The organism is Nonomuraea endophytica, assembly GCF_014203235.1.
Classification (GTDB): Bacteria; Actinomycetota; Actinomycetes; order Streptosporangiales; family Streptosporangiaceae; genus Nonomuraea; species Nonomuraea endophytica.
Genome location: NZ_JACHIN010000002.1, coordinates 827,235 through 843,122, shown reverse-complemented (window position 1 = coordinate 843,122; position 15,888 = coordinate 827,235). Strand labels below are relative to the sequence as shown.

The following is a 15,888-nucleotide window of genomic DNA, read 5'->3' as shown; positions in this document are numbered from 1 at the left end:
GCCCTCCCACACCCCCCTCACCCTCCCCCCCGGGTTATTGGTGGTGCGCGCGGGGGGGCCCGCGGGGGCGCCCCCCCCCCCCCCCCCCCGCGGGGGGGGGCCCCCCCCCGGGGGGGGGGCCCCCCCCCCGCCCGCTCTTCAGCCGAGAGCCCGCTTCAGCCGCGCGGCCAGGAGCTCGCCCTCCTCGGGACTCCACTCCAGCACGCCGTTCTCGGCCATCAGCGCGTGGTACTGCTGCCGCTCATAGGGAACCCCCGGCGGCAACGCCGCCACGTGCCAGTGCAGGTGGGCGTTGCCCTGCCGGCTGCCGAGCGAGAGCACGTAGGTCCGCTCGGACGGGACCACCGCCTCCACGGCCAGCGCCACCCGGCGCACGACGCCCATGAGCTTCAGGTAGGCGTCCTCGTCGAGGTCGCGGACCACGTGCTCCACATGCGCCTTCGGGGACACCAGCACGTACCCGGGCAGGGTGGCGTAGCGGGCGAGGAAGGCCAGGTGGTGTTCGTCCTCGTAGAAGACCTTCTCCACGTCGTAGGCGGGGTCACCGGCCACGATCGCGCAGATGAAGCACGGGCCGCGCTGGACGCGTGCCTGGTAGGCGGCGACGTCGAAGGGGACCCGGCCGGTCATGAGAGGCCTGCTCGGCGGGCGCGTTCTACGGCGGCGGGCAGGACGTCCACCAGGCGCTCGACGTCTTCCTGGGTCGAGGTGTGGCCCAGGGTGAAGCGGAGTGAGCCGCGGGCGGTGGCCGCGTCGGCGCCCATGGCCAGCAGGACGTGGGAGGGCTGGGCGACCCCCGCCGAGCAGGCGGAGCCGGTCGAGCACTCCACGCCCTTGGCGTCCAGGAGCATGAGCAGGGCGTCGCCTTCGCAGCCGGGGAAGGAGAAGTGGGCGTTGCCGGGCAGCCGGTCGACGGGGTCGCCGTTGAGCACGACGTCGGGGACGGCCTGCCGTACGCGCTGGATGAGGGTGTCGCGCAGGGCGGTCAGGCGGGCGTGCTCCTGCTCCTGTTCGCGCACCGCGACGCGCACGGCGGCGGCGAGCCCGGCGATGGCGGGGGCGTCGAGGGTGCCGGAGCGTACGTCGCGCTCTTGGCCGCCGCCGTGGAGGACGGAGACCGGGGTCAGCCCCCTGGCCAGCAGCAGGACGCCGACGCCCATCGGGCCGCCGATCTTGTGCCCGGTCAGCGTGAGCGCGTCGGCCGTGGACTCGGCGAAGGAGACGGGCAGCTGGCCGATGGCCTGCACGGCGTCGGTGTGGAAGGGGATGCCGTGCTCGTGGGCGACGGCGGCGAGTTCGCGAACGGGCTGGACGGTGCCGACCTCGTTGTTGGCCCACATGACGCTGACCATGGCCACGCCGGACGGGTCGTCGGCGATGGCCGCGCGCAGCTCCGACGGGTGCACGCGGCCCACCGGGTCGACGGGCAGGAGGGTGACGCGGGCGCCCTGGCTGCGTTCGAGCCACTGGGCCGGGTCGAGCGCGGCGTGGTGCTCGACGGAGCTGAGGAGGATGCGGTCGGCGGGGCGGCGCGACCAGTAGAGGCCTTTGATGGCGAGGTTGTCGGCTTCGGTGCCGCCGGAGGTGAAGACGACCTCGCTGGGGCGGGCGCCGAGGGCTTCGGCGATGGACTCGCGCGACTCCTCGACGATCCGGCGCGTCTGGCGCCCGGCGGCGTGCAGGGAGGAGGCGTTGCCGACGCGGCCGAGTTGCTCCGTCATGGCCTGGATCGCCTCGGGGAGCATGGGAGTGGTCGCCGCGTGATCAAGGTAGGCCGACGGTCTGGTCACCCGTCCAGGGTATCTCGCTTGCTACTGTACCGTCCGGACGGTACAGTGTCAGGTATGCGTAGAGACGAGTTGCTGGATGCCGCGGAGGGACTCCTCTGCGACCAGGGCTCCGACGCGCTCACACTGGCCGCCGTGGCCGACCGTGCGGGAGTGAGCAAGGGCGGGCTGCTCTATCACTTCAGCACCAAGGAAGCGCTGATCAAAGCGATGGCCGAGCGCCTCATCGGCGACTTCGACGAGCTGATGGCCGCGCAGCCGTACGACACCTATACCAAACGATACCTGGGCGCCACGATGGCGGCGATCCGCTCCAGCCGGCTCCGACGATGGGCCGTGGTGACCGGAGCCTCCGGGAACATGTTCCTGCTCACGCCGCTGCGTGAGGCCATGAGCCGCTGGCATTCCGAGGGCGTCAAGGACGAGCCCGACCCGGTCGCCGCCCAGATCGTCCGCCTGGCCTGTGAGGGCCTGTGGGACGTAGCCAGCCACGATCCGAGCCTGCATTCGGAGGAGGAGCTCGCCGCGCTTGAGCGGCGTCTGCTCGCGCTCCTCTGAGCGACACCCTTCCTGACAGGGGTACGGCCCGGCGGCCGTGCCCCTCTTCTTTGTGCGTGTGAAAGGAACCTGTGATGACCCGCGACCTGAGGACTGCCCGTTTCGGGGCAATCCTCACCTTTGTCCTTGCCGGCTTGATGGTAGGCACCATGACCGTGCGCATCCCCGCGCTGACCGACAAACTCGGTCTGACCGCGGCGGAGGTGGGCGGCGTACTGCTCGCCTGGGGTCTCGGCGCGCTCGTCAGCATGCAGGCGATGCGCGGCGTCATGAGCCGCGCGGGCAGCAGGTCGGTCCTGCGGGTCGCCGGTCCCCTGACCGCGCTCTCCCTGCTCGGGCTGGCCTTCGCGCCCACCCTGCCGTTGCTGCTGGTGACCGCGGTGCTGTTCGGCATGGCGTTCGGCGCGGTCGACATCGCCATGAACGCCCAGGGCTCGGCGGTCGAGCAGGCGTACGGCCGGCCGCTCATGAACAGCATGCACGCGGGATGGTGCGTCGGCGCCATCGGCGCGGGTGTGATCGGCTCGGTGTCGATCGCTTCGGGGCTGTCGCTGACCGCCAACCTGGCGCTCATCGCCCTCGTCTCGCTGCCCGTCATGGTGTTCGTGAGCCGTTCGTACCTGGCCGACAAGCCCGTTGCCGGTGCGGCGGCCGAGACCGGCAAGAAGCGCCTGCCCCCGGTCGTCTACCTGCTCGGCGCCATCATGTTCTTCGCGTTCATGGTCGAGGGCACCGTCGCCGACTGGAACGGCCTGTTCATGCGCGACTCGCTCGGCGCCCCGGAGGCGCTGGCCGCGCTCGGCTACCCGATCTTCGAGGCCGGCATGCTGCTGGCCAGGCTCACCGGTGACGGCCTGCGCTCCCGCTTCGGAGTGAAGGGCCTGATGACCGCCTCCGGGCTGGCCACGGCCGCCTTCTTCGCCATCGTGCTGACCGCGGCGACGCCGATCATGGCCTTGGCCGCGATGTTCTTCGTCGGCCTCGGCGTCGCCACGATCGCACCGGTGACGATGTCCATGGCGGGAACCGCCACCGACACCCCCGGGCCCGCGATCGCCCAGGCGGGCGCGATGGGGTACGCCGGACTGCTGCTCGGTCCCGTGGTGATCGGGTTCCTGTCCGACGTGACCTCGCTGCGCACCGCGCTGGGGCTGGCCGTGGTGCTCGGCCTGCTGATCGCGCTGGCCGCCCGCTTCCTGCCGCGCCCGCGCCTGCTCGCCCCCGTGCGGATGCCGGAGCGGGGCGAGGAGCGCGAGCTGGCCAGAGCCAGTTAGGAGAAGGCCTCGACGCGGGTGCGCCGCTCGATCTCCAGGCGTTCCGCCTTGCCCAGCTTCGGGGTCTCGGTGTAGTCCCAGCCGCCCTTCACGGCCTTCACCTTGAGCCCGGCGGCGTTGAGCAGGCGTACCCACTCACGGAAGTCGGCGTCGTAGTTCCGGTTGTACCTGGGGTCCATCGCCTTGGGCATCAGCACCCGCTTGTCCGCGCAGCGCTTCACCTTGGCCTCCTGGCCCTTGGCCGGGACGCCGACGCTGCCCGGACCCAGGACCGCCGGGGCCTTGGTGAACTTCACGCCCTGCGCCTTGAGGCAGCGGTTGTATTCCTCCCTCAGGCGCAGAAGGCGGGACTCGGTGTAGTCGAGCGGGAGCCGTACACCCTTCTCCGCTGCGGGTGCGGGGGCGGGGGTGTTGACGGGCGCGGGCGCCGGGCTGGGGGTCGCGGCGTGTGCCGCGACCATGCCGCCGCCCAGCGTGACGGCGGTGAGACCGGCTACGGCGAGTGCCTTGGTGAGCTTCATGGGCCTCACCCTGCCGCCCGCTTTTAAGGGACTTGTCAGGACGACATGGGGAACCTGTCTTGTCACATACCGTGAAGCGCATGGGGGCACATGTCTTGATCGCCGAGGATGACGAGGGCCAGGCCGAGCTGATCCGCCGCTACCTCGAACACGAGGGCCACCGGGTCACCGCCGTGCACGACGGCCGCGCCGCCATCGACGCGGCCCGCGCCGCCGAGCCCGACCTGGTCATCCTGGACCTCATGCTGCCCCGGGTGGACGGCCTGGACGTCTGCCGCGTCCTGCGCGCCGAGTCCGACGTGCCGCTGCTCATGCTGACCGCCCGCACCACCGAGGACGACCTGCTGCTCGGCCTCGACCTGGGCGCCGACGACTACATGACCAAGCCGTTCAGCCCCCGCGAGCTGATGGCGCGCGCCCGCGCCCTCCTGCGCCGCCGCGTGCGCGCCGCCTCTCCCGTGCACGCCATCGGCGACCTGCTCGTCGATCCCCTCCGCCACGAGGTACGGCAGGGCGGACGGCCCGTCGAGTGCACCCCGGGCGAGTTCCAGCTCCTGGTGGCCATGGCGGCCGAACCGGAACGGGTCTTCACCCGCCGCCAGCTCCTGGAGCACATCCACGGCTTCGACCGCTACATCACCGAGCGCACGGTCGACATGCACGTGATGAACCTCCGCAAGAAGCTCGAACCCGACCCGCGCCGCCCCGTCACCCTGCTGACCGTCTATGGCGTCGGCTACAAGCTCGTCGATGCGGCGCCGTAGCGGGCTGCGGGTCAAACTGCTCGCCGCCTCCGTGCTCGTGGCCGTCTGCTCCGTAGCCGCGACCGCCTGGGTCGTCGGCACCCTGACCTCGGGCGCCATCCAGCAGCAGCGCGGCCAGGCGCTCGCCGAGGACACCCGCGTCTACGACACCCTCCTCGCCTACGCCGCCCGCCACCCGTCATGGACCGGCGTGGACAAGATCGTCGCCGACCTCGCCGCCAAGACCGGCCGCAAGATCACGCTGACCACCCACGACCGCCGCCCGATCGCCGCCTCCGCCCCCGGCACCCCGCCCGCGACCCCATCGGCCGTGGTCGACCCGCTGGCCGTGGACACCGCGCTGCTGCCCTCGGTCGGCCCCGACCGGATCGACCCCAGGGCCACCGGCCCGTTCACCCTGCGCCCGGCCGAGGAACGCGCGCTGCGCCAGGTCGCCCAGCGGCGCGTGGAGTGCCTGCGCCGCATCGGGTTCGACGCCAAGGCGGCGACCAGCCCGTCCGGCCGTCCCGACGTCGAGGTGGAAGGCACCGGACCCGACCCGGCCCGCGACACGTGCTCCAAGCAAGAGCTCGCCCGCCCCACCCGCACCGAGGCCAAGGCGCTGCGCCAGCTCAACTCCCTGGTCAACGCCTGCCTGAACCGCGAGGGCGGCGACCCCGTCAAGCTCGCCCGCGACCTCACCTGGACCTGGACCCGCCCCGCCGTCGTCGGCGGCCCCGTCGCCGCGGGCGTCAACGGCTGCCTCGACACCAGCCGCCGCGAGCAACTGCGCTCCCACGTGGCCCCGGCGGCCTGGCTGTTCATCGAATCCGCCCCCACCGCCCCCGCCCTGAACCTCTCACCGGAGAACACCGCCCGCATCGCCGCCGTGGCCGCCGCCATCCTGGTGCTGAGCGCCGGCATCAGCTTCTACCTGGCCACCCGCGTCATCCACCCGCTACGCGCCCTCACCGCCGCCGTCCACCGCATGCGCGAGGACGGCGCCGCCAAGGTCAACGTGTCGGCAGGCGGCGAACTCGGCGAGCTCGCCGCCGCCTTCAACGAGATGGCCGAACACCGGCTCCGCCTGGAGGCGCTGCGCAAGGACATGGTCAGCGACGTCGCCCACGAACTCCGCACCCCGCTCAGCAACATCCGAGGCTGGCTGGAGGCCGTCGAAGACGGCGTCGCGCCCCTGGACACCAGACGCCTGCTCAAGGAGTCGCTGCTGCTGCAACACATCGTCGACGACCTGCAGGACCTGTCGATCGCCGACGCGGGCAAGCTCCGCCTCCACCCCGAGCCCGCCGACCTGCGCGACCTCCTCGACCAGGTGGCCGCGGCCCACCCGGCCCCCGGCCGCACCCTGACCGTCACCGCCGCCCCCGGCCTCACCCTCGAAGCCGACCCGGTACGGCTACGCCAAGCCGTAGGCAACCTGGTCACCAACGCGGTACGCCACACCCCGCCCGGCGGCCACGTCGCCCTGACCGGCCGCCCGCGCGGCGATCAGATGGTGATCGAGGTGGCCGACACCGGCACCGGCATCGCTCCGGAGGACCTGCCCCACGTCTTCGACCGCTTCTGGCGGGCCGACCGCTCCCGCAGCAGGAAGGGCGGCGGCAGCGGACTCGGCCTGGCCATCGTCCGCAGCATCGTCACCGCCCACGGCGGAACGGTGACGGCGGCCGGCACCCTGGGAGAGGGCGCCGTCTTCACCATCACGCTGCCGCTCAGGACAGGAACGGCGCCACCGACACCCAGGCGGGATCGGAGTCGACGTCCACCACCGGATCGCCCTCCTGCCAGCTGACGATGAGCTCCTTGGCGTGGATGGCCGCCTCGCCCGTCGGGTCCGCATACAGGTGGATCACCCGGTGGCCCTCGGCGCTCAGGTGCGCCGCCAGGATCGCGTCGGCGTGGAGCTTGGTCAGGCGGGCGGCCAGCCGTTCCTCGAAGTCGCGCAGTGCGACGAGCGAGTCGCCGACCGGCAGCCCGTTCTCGTCGCGATGGGAGTAGGGGAGCGTGATCTGGATGTGCTGGTCGAACAGCGGATAGTCGACCGGCCGCAGCGGATACCGGGTCGTGGCGACCAGCGGCGCGCCACCCGCGGTCTGTCCCTCCAGCAGCGCCCACTGCTCCTCGTCATAGCCCGAGGCCACGTCGTCGACCACCGCGCGCAGATGAGCGGCCGAGACGGCGTCGATCGGCTGGAACGTGGCCGCGGTGATCTCACCGATCCAGCGGGCCACGTCGTCCTCGCCGAGCAGCCAGTCGAGCGCCAGCAGCGCCGCCTCCATGCGCGTCTCGTCGTCCAGCTCGCCGAACACCGGGTGATAGGCGGCCACGTCGATCCGCGCCGACCCGCGCGGCACGCGCAGCCCGAGCATCAGCTCCTCCAGCGCGAACTCCTTGCCGCCCACATCCAGCGTCAGCTCCAGCGCCAGCGGATTGGCCTGCCGCGACGGATGGAACTCCCACAGCAGATCCGCCGGCGGCGCCGCCTTGGCCCACCGATGCGCCAGCGACCGCAACTCGGCGTCCCCGGCCGCGGTCACGACCAGCGCATGAGCCGCCCCCCGCCCCGGCGCGATCTCATAGACAAGCCCCGGATGCACCGCAGCGACAGCCGGCTCCAGCGCCTCAGCCAGCCGCTCGGCCTCTTCGGCCGCCACCATGCCGTCCAACCGCGGGCGCGTTCGCTCCCACCACACCCAGAAGTCGGCAATGAGATCACCGGGCATGACCGGCTCCTGGTCCTCGTCGTCCTTGCGCCCGAACAGTCGCATAACCCGTCATTGTCTCAGAGCCAGCCCTCGCCTCCGCCCAACTTTTCGCCGTGCCTCGCTGCTTTCCGTCGCGGTGTCTTCTCACGGCCCTTTCCGTTACGGCAAGCCGCCCCACCGCCACCCGCCGCCGTGGGCTGGCGCCGATCGGGGGGATCGCTTCTCACGTCGGACGTGGTCCCCACCGCAACGGCCCCCCTTGACCAGCCACCGTTTGACCAGCCACCCGCGCCAAGGTCGGCCAGCCGTTCCGTCATCGTCGGCCGGCTATCGATGGTCTGTCGTTGCCCAGGCTGGGCTCTTGGTTGGCCGCCGGAGGGGGTGGGAGGGGAAAAGGGTGGCGTAGTGGAGCGGGTACGCTGGTTGGGTCATGGGACTTCGTGTGCTTGCCGCCATGTCGGGCGGCGTCGACTCTGCCGTGGCCGCTGCCCGGATCGCCGAGGCCGGTCACGATGTCACCGGTGTGCATCTGGCTCTGTCGGCCAACCCTCAATCGCACCGTACCGGCGCGCGTGGGTGTTGCACGATCGAGGACTCCCGCGACGCGCGCAGGGCCGCGGACGTGATCGGGATCCCGTTCTACATCTGGGACATGGCCGAGCGTTTCCAGCGGGACGTCGTCGAGGACTTCGTGGCCGAGTACGCCGCGGGCCGCACGCCGAACCCGTGCCTGCGGTGCAACGAGAAGATCAAGTTCGAGGCGGTGCTGGATCGGGCGCTGGCGCTGGGGTTCGACGCGGTGGCCACCGGGCATCACGCGAAGCTGGCCGATGGTGTGCTGTCCAGGAGCCCGGACATGGCCAAGGACCAGTCGTACGTGCTGGGCGTGCTCACCCGCGAGCAGCTCAGCCACGCGATCTTCCCGCTCGGCGACTCCACCAAGGCGCAGGTACGCGAGGAGGCCTCCCGCCGCGGCCTGACCGTGGCCGACAAGCCCGACAGCCACGACATCTGCTTCATCGCCGACGGCGACACCCGCGGCTTCCTGGCCAAGCGCCTCGGCTCCGAGCCCGGCCGCATCCTCGACCAGGACGGCGAGGTGGTGGGCGCCCACCAGGGCGCGCACGGCTTCACGGTGGGCCAGCGCAAGGGCCTGCACATCGACCGCCCCGCCCCCGACGGCCGCCCCCGCTACGTGCTGTCGATCGAGCCGGTCTCCAACACCGTGACAGTGGGCCCGCGCGCGGCGCTGGAGGTCACGAAGATCCACTGCGTCCGCCCCCTGTGGAACGGCCCCGCCGCCACAGGCCCGGTCACGGTCCAGCTACGCGCCCACGGCGAGGTCTACGACTGCCACTACGAGCAGACCGGCGACGACCTCCACATCACCCTCACCCGCCCCGCCACCGGCGTAGCCGCCGGCCAGGCCGCCGTCCTCTACACAGGCGACACGGTAATAGGCTCCGCCACCATCACCTCCTCCTCCTCCTAACCGCACCCCCCGGCTGTGCCCTACCAGCCGCCTGGCCAGTGCACGGTTACGAGGGGCAGCCCCCGCAAACCTGCCTTCGGGACCGGCGGGCTGCCTCCGGACCGAGGGGTTGCCCCGGGAGCCTGCCTTCGACTAGTGGGTTTCCCACGCGGGTGCCTTCCCGGCGGGCGGGAGCCGAGGGGGGTGGCGGAGCCTCGGGAGACGTGGGATGGCGGAGCCTCGGGACCGGTGGGTTGCCCATGCGGGTGCCTTGCTGGCGGGCGAGAACCTTGGGGTGGTGGAGCTCGGGAGCCGCGGGGGCTGGAGTCTCGGGATCGGCGGCTCGCCCTTGCATTTCGGGCGCCGGGGCGGCGGGGTGTTGGGCGGTGGGGCTCGGCGCCATGGCAGGTGGCCAGCCCTGGCATGGTGGCTGGGCAAGGTGGCTAGTCCTGGCATGGCAACTGGGAGAGGTGGCCGGCCTTGGCGTGGTGGCTGGGCAAGGGGGCCGTTGCGGTGGGGACCACGTCCGACGTGAGAAGCGATCCCCCCGATCGGCGCCAGCCCACGGCGGCGGGTGGCGGTGGGGCGGCTTGCCGTAACGGAAAAGCGCCGTGACAGAAGAGCGCCGTAGCGGAAGCGCGACGGAAAGAGACAGCGCGACGGAAAGAGACGGCGCGCCGGAAAGAGACAGCGCGACGGAACCGGACCTAGGTGAGGGAAACGGGGGAGCGGAGGGGGAGGCGGCGGATGTCGGCGTGTTGGCGGTCGGCTTCCATTTTGAGCCAGTTGTCCACCAAGGTCAGGCCCACCTCGCTGTACAGCGCGTCGTGCGTCGAATATGCCCGCGCCGGGCGGATCGTGCGTAGGTACTCCACCATCTCGGACAGCTTCAACCACGGCGCCCCGGTCGGGACCAGCAGTGTTCCCACCCGCGTCTCGGGAACAGTCAGCGCGTCACCGGGGTAGAAGAGCTCCTCGTCCACCAGGAAACCGACATTGTTGGCGATCGGCATGTCGGGGTGGTTGGCGGCGTGCCATTCGCCGTGGGTGCTCACGGTGAATCCGGCCGTGGTGAACGTGTCGCCGTGCTTCACCGTCTGGACGTTCATCGGCAGGTCCGCCAGTTCGGCCGCCACTTCCGCGCAGGTCCAGACCTCGATGCCGGGGGAGGCGGCCTTGAGGCGCTCGGTGTCGAGGTGGTCGAAGTGGGCGTGGGTGATGAGCACGGCGTCGGCGTCGTCCAGGACCGGGTCCTCGGTGAAGACGCCCGGGTCGATGATCAGGACCTTTCCGTCCTTCTCCAGCCGCACGCACGCGTGTCCGTACTTGGTGAGCTCCATGGTCCCCACGATAACTAGGCTGGGGGCCATGACTGCGTGGGAGGCTACCGGGATTGGCTCGCATCCGGGTGAAGATCATCTGGAGGCGCTGCGTGTGGTGTTCGGTGAGGTGCCCGGGTTGCCTTATCTGCCGGAGCTTCCGGCCAGAGGTGTGGGTGCGGACATGCTCGGGCGGACGGCGTCGATGCTCGTCGATCTGGCGGTCGAGGTTCAGCCGTCCGGGTGGCGGCTGACGGACCGGCCGGGGCGTGATCACCATCGGGCGGCCGACCATCTGCGCCGGGATCTTGACGGGCTGGAGGAGCTGGGGCAGGGGTTCGAGGGGCCGTTCAAGGTGCAGGTGTGCGGGCCGTGGACGCTGGCCGGCGCGATCGAGCTGCGTCACGGCGACAAGATGTTGTCCGACGCCGGGGCGGTGCGGGATCTGACCGCTTCGCTCGCCCAGGGAGTCGAGGAGCATCTGGCCGAGGTCAGGAAGCGGCTGCCCAGGGTGAGCGAGGTGGTGCTGCAGCTCGACGAGCCCGGACTGCCGGGGGTGCTGAGGGGGACGGTGCCGACGGCTTCGGGGTTCGGGCGGCTGGCTCCGGTCGAGGAGTGGCGGGTGGAGGAGTCGCTGAAGGGGTTCGGGGCGCCGCTGGTGCACTGTTGCGCGCCCGGCGTGCCCTTCGGGCTGCTGCGGCGGGCCGGGGTGCGCGGGGTGTCCATGGACGCCTCGCTGCTGCGGCGGCGCGACGACGAGGCGATCGGCGAGGCGGTCGAGGCCGGGATGGTGTTCCTGCTGGGCGTGGTGCCGGGCACGGACGCGCCGCTGCCGGACGTCGGCGCCGTGGCCGCTCCGGCGGTGGAGATGTGGCGGCGGCTCGGGTTCGCGCCGGGGGAACTGGCCGACCGGGTCACGCTCACGCCCGCGTGCGGGCTGGCGGGGGCCTCTCCGCGGTACGCGCGGTCGGCGCTGCGCACGTGTCACAAGGCGGCGGAGGTGCTGAGGGATGATCCTGCAAGCGGGATGCAAGGCGCCTGACTAGCCTCAGAATCATGATTTTTCGCACCATAGCCGTGGGCGCGACCCTCCTCTTCGCGTCGGCGACGCTGGCTGCCCCAGCCATGGCCTCGGCCAACCCCGAGACCTGGAGCTGGGGTTCCATCTATTCGGCCGACCGTGCGGGCAAGGCCAAGGGCAAGGTCGTCCTCGACCGGCCCGGCTTCACCGTCTCCGGCAAGCTCTACGACTTCCCCGGCAAGAAGGGATGTTCCTGGCTGAAGTTCCGCTGGACCAAGGAGAGCGGCGGCCAGGGCAAGAAGACCTACAAGAACTGCTCGGGCACCAAGCCGCTGGCCTTCTCCCTCAGCACCGGCTACATGCTCTCCATCGAGGGCAAGGTCTGCCGCGGCACCGCCACCAAGATCACCGGAAAGTGCTCCGGCTGGGACGGCGTCTGGGCCCAAGGCGGCTGAGGTCTGGGCACCAAGGCTGAGGCCCCAGGTGGCTGAGTAGGGCCCTACCCATAGCGCGATCGCGAGATTGTGCTGAACTCGATGCGTGAGAGCCGGTGACTTCGCGGGCGCCAGCGCGCTGCTGATCGGCACGGGCACGCATCGTCCAGAATCCGACCTGCCGGACCTCCCCGCGGTCGCTCGTACCCTCCACGACCTGCGTGCGGTGTTGCTGGAGACGTGCGGGCTGGCCGACGTCCGGGTCGGGCTCGATCTGGCGAGTCCGCTGGAGCTGGGCGCCGCCGTCTCCCAGGCGGCGGCCGCCGCGGGCGGCCCGCTGATCGTGTATTACGTGGGCCACGGCCTTGTCAGCCGTCGTGGCTCGCTTCATCTAGCCGCCGGTGTCACCCGTTCCGGGCCGCTCCACCTGGAACACACGGCTCTGCCGTATGACACCGTGCGGCGATACCTCCTCGACAACGTGGACGCGCCGGTCGCCGTGGTCCTGGACTGCTGCTTCTCCGGCCGGGCCATCGAGGGCATGTCCGCGCTGGACGAGGTGGCCGGGCTCACCGAGATCACCGGCGCGTACGTGCTGACCTCGGCCGGACGCAGCGAGCCCTCCTTCGCCCCGGAGGGAGCCAGGTACACGGCCTTCTCCGGAGCCCTGCTGCGCCTGCTGCAGGAGGGGGATCCGGGCGGCCCGCCGTACCTGACGCTGCAGCACGTCCACCGGCATCTGAGCCGCACGCTGCCCGCGGCCGGGTTCCCGCGCCCGCGCGCCCGCTCCACCGGCCGCGTGGGCGAGCTCGCGCTCGCCCGTAACCCCGCTCACGGCCTCTCTCCCGACGGTGTACGGCTGTCGCCGTCCGGCCTGCCGGATGGCGCCCCCTACAAGGGCCTGGTCGCGTTCGGAGAGACGGACGCGGCGCTGTTCTTCGGCCGGGACCGGCTGGTCGCCGAGCTGGTCAGGCGGCTGGCCGAACGCGAGGCCGACCCGGCGCCGCTGATCGTCACCGGGCCGTCGGGGTCGGGCAAGTCCTCGCTGCTGCGCGCCGGGCTGGTACCGGCGCTGCGCCAGGGCGCGATGGGCGGCCCGCGCACCGCCGCGGTGATCAGGCCGGGCGACCCCCTGCCCGGCGACGTGGACGTGCTGATCGTCGACCAGTTCGAGGAGGACCTGGACGCCGCGGCGCGTGTCTGCGCCCGTCCTGGCCTGACCGTGCTGGCCGTCCGCGCCGACTTCCTCGGCCGCTGCGCCGAGCACCCCGCCCTGCGCACCGCGCTGGAACGCGGCCAGGTCGTGGTCGGCGCGATGACCGAGGACGAGTTACGCGCCGCCATCGAACGCCCCGCCACGGCGGCCGGGCTGACGCTGGAGCCCGGCCTGGTCGAGCTGCTCCTGCGCGACCTCGGCCAGGAACCGGGACGGCTGCCGCTGCTGTCCCACGCGCTGCTGGCCACCTGGCAGCAGCGCCGCAGAACCGTCCTGACGGTGGCCGGATACCGGCAGACCGGCGGCATCCACGGCGCGCTCGCCGCCACCGCCGACGACGTACTGGCCTCGCTGCCGGACCCGGGCCGTGCGCAGGCGCTGTTCCTGCGGCTGGTGCACGTCGGCGACGGCACCGACGACACCCGCCGCCGCCTCACTCGCGACCGGCTCGCCCTGGAGCTGCCCGACGTGGACGAGGAGGCGATCGACGCGTTCGCCGCCGACGACGCCCGCCTGCTCACGCTGGACGGCGAGCACGTCACGATCACCCACGAGGCGTTGCTGACCGCCTGGCCGGCGTTGCGCGGCTGGATCGAGAACGACCGGACCGCGCTCCTGGTCGAGCAGCGCCTGGTCGAGGCGGCCCGCGCGTGGGAGGGCGATCAGGCGGGGCTGTATCAGGGCTCGCGGCTGGAGCTGGCCCGCGAATGGGCGGCGGGGCGGCGGCCGGGGCCGCTGGTGTCCCGGTTCCTGGCCGCCTCGCAGGCGTTGGCGCGGCGGCGGGCCCGGCTGCGGGTGGCGCTGGTGTCGGTGCTGAGCGGGCTGCTCGTGGTGTCGCTGATCGCCTCGGCGGTGGCCGTACTGAAATATCAGGAGGCGGAGGGCGAGCGTCGGACGGCCGACGCGCGCGCGAAGGTCTTCCAGGCCGACGTCGTACGGCAGGCAGACCCGCCCGCCGCCCTCCGCCTCGGCATCGAGGCGGTCAGAACCGACGCCGGAACCGTGACGGAGTCGGCCCTGGCCGCCGACGCGCTGAGCATGGCCTACCGCGCCCGCCTGACCGGGTTCACCGCCTCGGTCAACGCGGTCGCCGTCAGCCCGGACGGGACCAGGGCCCTGACCGGCGACTTCCAGGGCACGCTCCACCTCTGGGACCTGGACAGACGCACTAAACTCGCCACCCTGCCCGGCACCGGCAAGGGCTCGGTCTACGCGGCCCGCTTCGGCCCGGACGGCCGGGCGGTGGTGTCCTGGCGCGAGACGGCGCCGGAGATCTGGGACCTGTCCGGCCCGTCGCCCCGGCTGGCGGCGGTCCTGGGCGATCCCGGCCACCACGCGGAGTTCTACGCGGGCGGCGGCCGGGTGGCCGTGGCCACGGACCGCGGCGTGGAGCTGTGGGACGTGCGCGGCACGCCGAAGATGCTCTCCCGCTTCGGCCCGCCGGTCACCGACCTGGCCGTGGCCGGTGAGGTGCTGGTGACGGCCGACGCCACGGGCGCCGGCCGCGTCTGGCGCCTGGACACCGGCGCCTCCGAGCCGCTGCCCGTGCCGGCGACGGAGTCCAACCCGAGCCTCGGCGTCGCGGCGCGCGCTGACGGAGCCCTGGCTGTGGTGGGCGACCGCGTCTGGGACGTACGCGGCAAACCCGAGCTGGTCGGCTACCTGACCGGGCACGAGGGCTTCATCGGCGACGTGGCCTTCGCGCCGCAGGGCACCATGCTGGCCACGGCCGGCGACGACTACTCGGTCATCGTCTGGGACCTGGCCGACCCGCGCTTCCCGCAGGTGCGGACCCGGCTGGCCGGGCACACCGCCGAGGTGACCGCGGTCGAGTTCGGACCCGGCGGACGGCTGCTCACCGGCAGCGGCGACACCACCGCCATCCTCTGGCGCTACGCCGACCCGCCCGGCAGGAAGCTCCTGCCCGGCGCGGCCGACCAGATCGCGGTGGGCGGGGGGATGAAGCTGACCCACGACCGCGAGGGCGCCACCCTCTGGGGTCCGGGTGGTGAGGTGGCGCGCTTTCCGGCGGCGACGGCGGTGGCGCTGAGCGCGGACGGCGCCTCGGCGCTGGTCGGCGGCGAGTCCGGGGCGACGCTGCGCCGTCCGGCCGGATCGCTGACCCTGGCCGAGGGGATGCGGTTGCGCTCGGTCGCGCTCAGCCCCGACGGCCGCCTGGCGCTGATGAGCGGGCCCGACGGGGTGGTCCTGTGGTCAGCGGCGACCGGGCTGGAGAAACGCCTGCCCGGGACGGGCGCAACCTCCGTGGTCGCGCTGGGCGACGGGTTCGGGGTCGGGGGCGGGGCCGACGGGCGGCTGGCGCTGTGGGATCTGCGTGACCCTGAACGGCCCCGCCGTACCGGCACGGGTGACGGGCACTCGGGTGAGGTGCGGGCGCTGGCCGTACGCGGGGAACTGGTGGTGAGCGGTGGCGAGGACAGGAAGGCGGTGCTGTGGGAGGTGAGCGGGGGCACGCGGCTGCGCGCGACGGGCTCGATGGGCGGGCACGGCGGCCCGGTCCACGAGGTGGCGATCAGCCCCGACGGCCGCGTCGCCGCCACGGCCGCCCTGGACGAGACGGTCGCCGTCTGGCTCATCAGGGACCGTTCCGGGCCCCGCCGCGTGCACACCTTGTCCAGGTCGGGGGAAGGGGTCGCCTTTGGGCCTGGCACGTACGCGATGGTCGCAAGTAACGTCCAAAGCGGGGTTGTCGAATGGGATTTCCGCTATTTGGCCGATGTGATCGACCAGCCGTTGATCGCGGCCTGCGCACTGACCACGTGTTAGAAGGGCGGGAAATGGTGGAGAGCAGGAGCAC

At 72.3% G+C, this 15,888-nt stretch carries 13 protein-coding genes; 8 read left to right on the top strand and 5 right to left on the bottom strand.

Annotated elements, in window-relative coordinates:
• Positions 1-138: 138 nt before the first annotated feature.
• Positions 139-630, bottom strand: a complete 492-nt coding sequence (locus tag HNR40_RS11950) for an HIT family protein (RefSeq protein WP_184960475.1) — start codon at positions 628-630, stop codon at positions 139-141.
• Positions 627-1,790 carry a cysteine desulfurase family protein gene (locus tag HNR40_RS11945; RefSeq protein WP_312896293.1) on the bottom strand — a complete coding sequence of 388 codons (1,164 nt, stop codon included), beginning with the start codon at positions 1,788-1,790 and terminating at the stop codon, positions 627-629. The genes HNR40_RS11950 and HNR40_RS11945 overlap by 4 nt, the downstream gene beginning before the upstream one ends.
• Positions 1,791-1,844: 54 nt before the next feature.
• On the opposite strand from HNR40_RS11945, the gene HNR40_RS11940 reads away from it, so the two are divergent.
• Positions 1,845-2,345 (top strand): TetR/AcrR family transcriptional regulator, encoded by a 501-nt coding sequence (locus HNR40_RS11940; RefSeq protein ID WP_221340219.1) that lies wholly within the window; start codon positions 1,845-1,847, stop codon positions 2,343-2,345.
• Positions 2,346-2,494: 149 nt separating this feature from the next.
• Entirely contained in the window at positions 2,495-3,619 is a 1,125-nt protein-coding gene (locus HNR40_RS11935; RefSeq protein ID WP_246508819.1) for an MFS transporter, read from the top strand.
• Here the strand turns inward: HNR40_RS11935 and HNR40_RS11930 are convergent.
• Positions 3,616-4,140: a hypothetical protein gene (locus tag HNR40_RS11930; protein WP_184960472.1), complete on the bottom strand. Its 525-nt coding sequence runs from the start codon at positions 4,138-4,140 to the stop codon at positions 3,616-3,618. The genes HNR40_RS11935 and HNR40_RS11930 overlap by 4 nt on opposite strands.
• 80 nt (positions 4,141-4,220) lie before the next feature.
• Between HNR40_RS11930 and HNR40_RS11925 the strand changes: the two genes are divergently transcribed.
• Both HNR40_RS11925 and HNR40_RS11920 read left to right on the top strand, forming a co-directional pair.
• Entirely contained in the window at positions 4,221-4,904 is a 684-nt protein-coding gene (locus HNR40_RS11925) for a response regulator (RefSeq protein WP_184960471.1), read from the top strand.
• Positions 4,891-6,696 (top strand): sensor histidine kinase, encoded by a 1,806-nt coding sequence (locus tag HNR40_RS11920; RefSeq protein WP_184960470.1) that lies wholly within the window; start codon positions 4,891-4,893, stop codon positions 6,694-6,696. Before HNR40_RS11925 ends, HNR40_RS11920 begins: the two co-directional genes overlap by 14 nt.
• Here HNR40_RS11920 and HNR40_RS11915 read toward each other — a convergent pair.
• Entirely contained in the window at positions 6,617-7,672 is a 1,056-nt protein-coding gene (locus HNR40_RS11915; protein ID WP_184960469.1) for a DUF695 domain-containing protein, read from the bottom strand. The two genes, HNR40_RS11920 and HNR40_RS11915, sit on opposite strands and share 80 nt — an antisense overlap.
• Positions 7,673-8,039: 367 nt before the next feature.
• On the opposite strand from HNR40_RS11915, the gene mnmA reads away from it, so the two are divergent.
• A complete protein-coding gene (mnmA, locus tag HNR40_RS11910; RefSeq protein WP_184960468.1) occupies positions 8,040-9,101 on the top strand; it encodes a tRNA 2-thiouridine(34) synthase MnmA in 1,062 nt (353 codons plus the stop codon).
• 686 nt (positions 9,102-9,787) lie between these two features.
• On the opposite strand, the gene HNR40_RS11905 is transcribed toward mnmA, so the two are convergent.
• Positions 9,788-10,420 (bottom strand): MBL fold metallo-hydrolase, encoded by a 633-nt coding sequence (locus HNR40_RS11905; RefSeq protein ID WP_184960467.1) that lies wholly within the window; start codon positions 10,418-10,420, stop codon positions 9,788-9,790.
• A 28-nt stretch (positions 10,421-10,448) separates the two neighbouring features.
• Between HNR40_RS11905 and HNR40_RS11900 the strand changes: the two genes are divergently transcribed.
• From HNR40_RS11900 to HNR40_RS11890, 3 genes are all read left to right on the top strand, one after another.
• Positions 10,449-11,441, top strand: coding sequence for a methionine synthase (locus tag HNR40_RS11900; RefSeq protein ID WP_184960466.1), 993 nt, complete (start codon positions 10,449-10,451; stop codon positions 11,439-11,441).
• Positions 11,442-11,455: 14 nt separating this feature from the next.
• Positions 11,456-11,875, top strand: coding sequence for a hypothetical protein (locus tag HNR40_RS11895; protein ID WP_184960465.1), 420 nt, complete (start codon positions 11,456-11,458; stop codon positions 11,873-11,875).
• 85 nt (positions 11,876-11,960) lie between these two features.
• Positions 11,961-15,857 (top strand): caspase, EACC1-associated type, encoded by a 3,897-nt coding sequence (locus HNR40_RS11890; protein WP_184960464.1) that lies wholly within the window; start codon positions 11,961-11,963, stop codon positions 15,855-15,857.
• The last annotated feature ends 31 nt before the right edge of the window (positions 15,858-15,888 follow it).

Excerpts from the sequence above, each read along its gene's own strand:
- mnmA (WP_184960468.1), top strand. The coding sequence starts at position 8,040 with ATGGGACTTCGTGTGCTTGCCGCCATGTCGGGCGGCGTCGACTCTGCC.
- HNR40_RS11940 (WP_221340219.1), top strand. The coding sequence starts at position 1,845 with ATGCGTAGAGACGAGTTGCTGGATGCCGCGGAGGGACTCCTCTGCGAC.
- HNR40_RS11950 (WP_184960475.1), bottom strand. The coding sequence starts at position 630 with ATGACCGGCCGGGTCCCCTTCGACGTCGCCGCCTACCAGGCACGCGTC.
- HNR40_RS11905 (WP_184960467.1), bottom strand. The coding sequence starts at position 10,420 with ATGGAGCTCACCAAGTACGGACACGCGTGCGTGCGGCTGGAGAAGGAC.
- HNR40_RS11930 (WP_184960472.1), bottom strand. The coding sequence starts at position 4,140 with ATGAAGCTCACCAAGGCACTCGCCGTAGCCGGTCTCACCGCCGTCACG.
- HNR40_RS11935 (WP_246508819.1), top strand. The coding sequence starts at position 2,495 with ATGACCGTGCGCATCCCCGCGCTGACCGACAAACTCGGTCTGACCGCG.
- HNR40_RS11900 (WP_184960466.1), top strand. The coding sequence starts at position 10,449 with ATGACTGCGTGGGAGGCTACCGGGATTGGCTCGCATCCGGGTGAAGAT.
- HNR40_RS11920 (WP_184960470.1), top strand. The coding sequence starts at position 4,891 with ATGCGGCGCCGTAGCGGGCTGCGGGTCAAACTGCTCGCCGCCTCCGTG.
- HNR40_RS11895 (WP_184960465.1), top strand. The coding sequence starts at position 11,456 with ATGATTTTTCGCACCATAGCCGTGGGCGCGACCCTCCTCTTCGCGTCG.
- HNR40_RS11915 (WP_184960469.1), bottom strand. The coding sequence starts at position 7,672 with ATGCGACTGTTCGGGCGCAAGGACGACGAGGACCAGGAGCCGGTCATG.
- HNR40_RS11925 (WP_184960471.1), top strand. The coding sequence starts at position 4,221 with ATGGGGGCACATGTCTTGATCGCCGAGGATGACGAGGGCCAGGCCGAG.